The organism is Leisingera sp. F5 (assembly GCF_001593695.1).
In genome coordinates this window covers 1-5,005 of record NZ_LUKH01000140.1, presented here as the reverse complement: position 1 = coordinate 5,005, position 5,005 = coordinate 1, and the positions used below count along the sequence as shown (strand labels likewise).

Genomic DNA, 5,005 nt, shown 5'->3' with positions numbered 1-5,005 from the left:
ATAACGGATAGCGCGCAGGCCCGCTGGCAGCAGGTCCACTACCGCATCCCAAACCCTGAGGTCTGTGCCCAGCGAATTGGCAAAGACGATGGGCGGGCCATCCGCGTCGCCGTCAATGCGGTAGTGAAGCTGGACATCGCCCAGGTCTGCGATCTGCATGGAGTGCCTCATTGCTGTTCCGCGGCAGTCTACGTGCGTCGGGGCGGCGAGGTAAACCAACCGCTGGCCGCAGGCGGTGAATTTTCTTGAGTAAGAAAATTGGCCGGAAAAATCGGATTTTTCCGGTGCTCCTCAGCTGCGCAGCTCCATATGGGCCAGGATCTGCCCATGGTCTGATGCTAGCTTGTTATAGGGCGCCTCCGGGTGACTGCCGTCGGTCAGATGATCGTTGAATACACTGTAGTACTGCATCTCCCCCAGCGCGCCGTGCCAGGCGGGGTCGAAATGGCGCGACATGTAGATCTGATCGATGCTTTCATGCACTCCGCCAAAAGCGGTGGTGTAGACCACATCACGCAAGCTCTTCTTCAGGAACATTTTCTCAGCCGGGCGCAGCCGCACCCGGTCGATGGCTTCGTGAATCTGCCTGTCTTCTTCTTCGCTGTAGCGGTCACCGCTGTGCCGGGCATCATGGCGCAGCATCCAGGCGTAGTTCTTGAATGGCGCCTCACCCGAGATGATTTCGCTGCTGACCGCGTTTTCGCCGTCATTGAAATCCCCCAGCACCATCACCGGGTGGCCCTGTTCCAACTCGTCCAGCACCGCACGGCGCAGCACCCAGGCTTCCCCCATCCGCCGCAACGCTGCGCGCAAGGACCCCAGGGCACGGCCCGCGGCGTCATATGCCGTCAGCACGGATTCCGGAGCGTAAGACGCCCCTTGCGGGGTGATGAATTCACCCAGCTTCGACTTTAAATGGCAGTTGAAGACCGTGATGACCAAATTGCCAACCGGCACGCGCACTTTCAGAATCGGACGCGACAGGCGGCGCAGGGTATAGAAACCAGCGTCGTCATCTTCGCCCAGGCAAGCCATCGGAATGTCCAGCGGCTGAGCCAGCTCCTGGATCACCTCTGCCTCGCCTTGGAAGCCGAACCGCGACAGCACGGCGAGCCCCGGGCGCCGCTTTCCAGGCTCACCTGTGTCATTGACGTTCGGGGCAAAGGCCAGCGCGGCTCCGGCATAAGACCCATAGGCCAGTTTCTGAAAAATCGCCTTGCGGTGGTAGCGCTTAGAGGGGTCGGGGATACTGGCTGCATTTGCTTCCGCCCCGCGCCGGTCAGCCTCGGCAATAACCTGGCGCAGCGGAGCTTCTTCAAAGATCTCTTGAAATCCAAGGATATCGGCATTCAGCGTCAGCAGCTGATCCGCCATCCAATCAGCCTTCCACGCATATTCCTCGGGCGTGTAGCTTTGAAAACGGTAGTATTCCCGCTCGGGTCCTATCAGATTTTTGACGTTGAACGAGGCGATGGTGAAACGTGTCATGAACGGCCCCCCTGGCTGCCGCACGGACTTCCGTGCGGTCAGAGTTCAAGCATAGCGTGACAGCGCTTCCTGGAACAGCGCTGCATCCACATTGCCGCCTGTGGCGACTGCAATCACGGCTTCGCCGCCGATCTTGTCAGGGCGGAACAAGGCGGCGGCCAACGATGCAGCCCCACCGGGTTCTAGGACGATCTTAAGCCGCAAAAAGGCCAACGCCATCGCCCGCATCGCTTCTTCTTCGGTGATGACCAGGCCCGGCCCGCACAGGCGGCTGAGGATGGGGAAGGTGATCTCACCCGGCTGCGGGGTCAGGATCGCGTCGCAGATCGAGCCGGATTGGCTGGGATTCTGCCGGATTTCACCAGCGGCCAGCGAACGGGTGACGTCATCAAATCCTTCCGGTTCCACCGGGCGCACCCGCAGGTCCGGTGCGCGCGCCTCAAGGGCCAGAGCGATCCCCGACGACAATCCGCCGCCGCCGCAGTTGACCAGAATATCCGCCCTTGTGATGCCTTCGGCAGCGGCCTGTTCCGCAATCTCCAACCCGCAGGTGCCCTGACCGGCAATCACCAGCGGTTCGTCGTAGGGTTTGATCAGAGCCAGCCCGCGTTCCCCAGCTTGCCGGGCGCCAACGGCTTCGCGGCTTTCCCCGCCGACGCGGTCGTACAGCACAACCTCAGCGCCCAGATCACGGGTGTTCTGGATCTTCAGCTGCGGCGCATCAGCGGGCATCACGATCACAGCAGGCGCTTTGTGCGCTTTGGCTGCCGCGGCCACGCCTTGCGCATGGTTGCCGCTGGAATAGGCAAGCACACCCCGCGCGCGGGCCTCGCTTGGCAGCGCCGATACCGCGGACCAGCCGCCGCGGAACTTGAAGGATCCGGTGTGCTGCAGGCATTCCGCCTTCACAAACAGACGCCGTCCGGCGATTTCGTCCAGAAACGGCGAAGACAGCAGCGGCGTGACGCGGGCATGGCCTTTCAGCCGCGCTGCCGCAGCTTCGATCATGGCGATTGAGGTCATTTGATCTGGTCCAATAGGGAATGGATGAAGGCAAGCGCCTCTGGCTCGTCCAGAAAGGGCACATGGCCGCGGTTTGGAATTTCCACGGCTTGCAGCGCAGGCAGGCGATGCTGCATTTCCGCATAGGTTCCGGCGCTCAAAATGTCCGAATTTGCGCCGCGGATGATCCCGCAGGGCAGGCCGTCCAGGGTCATGAAAAGAGGCCAGAGATCCGGGGGAGGCCCCGCCTCCGCTTGCGCCAGCAGCGCGTTCCGCAAACGCGGGTCATAACGCAGGCTGAGCCCGTCGGCGCCTTCATCGTAGAATGCCTCGGCCTCCTCGCGCCAGCGTGCAGCCGGGACACCGGGAAAGGCCGGCGCCATCAGGGCAGAAAGTGCTTCGGCAGCCTGCGCATGTGTCTTTGCAGCTGGGCGCCGGCCAACGTATTCCATGATCCGGGCAATGCCATCTGCGGGGATCTCTGGGCCGACATCATTCAGGATCACTGCGGCAAGCCGGTCTTTGGCGATGGCGGCCAGTGTCATCGCCACCAATCCGCCGCGCGAAGTGCCAAGAATGGCAGTGCGGTCCAATCCCAAATGATCCAGCAGCTCCAGCACATCCTGCGCTTCGCGCAGAACATTGTAGGTCATGAAATCCGGATCATGATCCGACTGTCCCCGTCCGCGGGCGTCCAGAGCGATCATCCGGCAGCCTGTGGCATGAGGCGCAAAGTAGCGAAAATCGCGGCTGTCCCGGGTCAGGCCCGCCAAGCACAGCAGCGGCACACCCTCCCCGGCATCGGAGTAATGCAGCTGCAACCCGTCTGAGGTTTCAAAAAACAGCATGTGTGAACGTTTATCCCTTGGCCAGATCGGGAATTGTGGTGAGGTCCGGCAGGATATGCGCCGGCTTCCAGGGCAGCCTGTCAACAGGCTCGCCCGCCCGGTTGACCCAGGCGGTGACAAACCCGTAGCCGGATGCCCCGGCCGCGTCCCAGCCGTTGGAGGAGACAAACAACACCTCTTCGCGGGCGCAATTGAACCGGGCACCAACCAGATCGTAAACGCGGGCGTCGGGCTTGAAGATGCCGACGCTCTCCACCGACAGCACATCATCCAGCACATCACCGATCCCGGCGGATTGCACCGCCCCGTTCAGCATGGCGGGAGAGCCGTTGGATAATATGGCGGTGCTCAACCCAGCCTGCTTCAGTGCGGCCAGCATGGCAGGGACTTCGGCATAGGCCTGAAGCTCCCAATAGAGATCCAACAGACGCTGACGTAGCACCGCATCGCCGTCTAGACCTGAAGCTTCCAAAGCCCAATCCAGCCCGTTTTGCGTCACCTCCCAGAAGTCGTCATGGGCATCGGCGACGGCCCTCAGCCAAGTGTATTGTAGCTGTTTTAACCGCCAGCTGTTGGCCAGATCCGCCCAGCGGTCGGCCAATTGCGGAAACTGGGGTTCTTGGGCCGCCTGACGCGCGGCCGCCGCCACGTCAAACAGGGTCCCATAGGCGTCAAAAATGCAGGTGGTAATCGGCATGGCGTGTTCTCCCTGCGGCAGAGAGTGGCACAGGCAACCCAAGGGGGGAAGGGCATGTGTGTGAGAAAACCCCAGCGCATCAGGGCGGGCGCATCCAGAGGTGTGCTTTACATTCCCGTGTGAGACCTTAGGGTACCCAACCTTTGAAACCCGAACAGGATCGGACCCCTCATGACAGAAGTGAAAAACGGCGACACGGTGCATATCCATTACAAGGGCACCCTGACCGATGGCAGCGTATTTGACAGCTCCGAAGGCCGCGATCCGCTGTCGTTCACTGTGGGGACCGGTCAGGTTATTCCGGGAATGGACGAAGAAATGGCTGGCATGAAAGTCGGCGACAAGAAGACCATCAATATCGCTTGCGAGAAAGCCTATGGCCCGATCAACCCGGCCGCACGTCAGGCAATTCCGCGCGAAGGGATCCCAGACGACATCCCGTTGGAAGCCGGCACTCAGTTGCAGATGCAAACCCCCGAAGGGCAAGTTTTGCCGGTGACTGTGGTTGATGTCGATGATGCAACGGTGACTCTGGATGCCAATCATCCGCTGGCGGGCCAGGATCTGACCTTTGACATTGAATTGGTGTCGATCGCCTGATCGCAAATACCCTGCGGCTACCAAGACCAGCATGTGTCGGCACCTGCGCTGACACATGCGATGTTTGGCTGTGTCAGTTGCTGACGCCTGCGCGACGTATTGGAATGCGGTTTTGTGGCATGGCGCTGACTGCCGGCCGGGCTGCAGGTTCTTCGTCAGAGGCAAAGAACGCCGAAAATCCGCTTTGGGAAGACGCTGTGTCTTCTTCCGCGGGCAGTTCGACGTAGTCCATCGGGTCACCATACCCCATTGCACTGCGGGCGGACTGAGACAATGCCCCCAGAGCAGACATGAGTTTCCCCGGTGCGGCGAGCGGTGTTCCGTCGGTCGTAAATTCGGGATTTTGTTTGTCCGGGTCGGTATCGGAGAC

The 5,005-nt window shown here is 61.1% G+C and carries 6 protein-coding genes and 1 pseudogene; 1 reads left to right on the top strand and 6 read right to left on the bottom strand.

Going from position 1 to position 5,005, the window contains the following annotated elements:
• The 5 genes and pseudogenes from A2I95_RS25860 to A2I95_RS25840 all read right to left on the bottom strand — a co-directional run.
• Positions 1-159 (bottom strand): annotated as a pseudogene (locus tag A2I95_RS25860) (3-oxoadipate enol-lactonase); the annotation flags it as partial.
• A gap of 132 nt (positions 160-291) precedes the next feature.
• A complete protein-coding gene (locus tag A2I95_RS25855) occupies positions 292-1,488 on the bottom strand; it encodes an endonuclease/exonuclease/phosphatase family protein (protein ID WP_027257557.1) in 1,197 nt (398 codons plus the stop codon).
• Between the two features lie 45 nt (positions 1,489-1,533).
• The gene (locus A2I95_RS25850) at positions 1,534-2,511 is read right to left on the bottom strand and encodes a threonine/serine dehydratase (RefSeq protein WP_291734531.1); all 978 of its coding nucleotides are present in this window, start codon (positions 2,509-2,511) and stop codon (positions 1,534-1,536) included.
• On the bottom strand, positions 2,508-3,338 hold the full coding sequence (locus A2I95_RS25845; RefSeq protein WP_291734529.1) for an alpha/beta hydrolase: 831 nt from the start codon (positions 3,336-3,338) through the stop codon (positions 2,508-2,510). The genes A2I95_RS25850 and A2I95_RS25845 overlap by 4 nt, the downstream gene beginning before the upstream one ends.
• Positions 3,339-3,348: 10 nt before the next feature.
• Positions 3,349-4,035: a haloacid dehalogenase type II gene (locus A2I95_RS25840; RefSeq protein WP_291734527.1), complete on the bottom strand. Its 687-nt coding sequence runs from the start codon at positions 4,033-4,035 to the stop codon at positions 3,349-3,351.
• Positions 4,036-4,206: 171 nt separating this feature from the next.
• On the opposite strand from A2I95_RS25840, the gene A2I95_RS25835 reads away from it, so the two are divergent.
• On the top strand, positions 4,207-4,635 hold the full coding sequence (locus tag A2I95_RS25835) for a peptidylprolyl isomerase (RefSeq protein ID WP_291734525.1): 429 nt from the start codon (positions 4,207-4,209) through the stop codon (positions 4,633-4,635).
• A 73-nt stretch (positions 4,636-4,708) separates the two neighbouring features.
• Here A2I95_RS25835 and A2I95_RS25830 read toward each other — a convergent pair.
• Positions 4,709-5,005, bottom strand: a 297-nt coding sequence (locus A2I95_RS25830) for a hypothetical protein (protein WP_291734523.1), incomplete at its 5' end; no start/stop codon positions are given.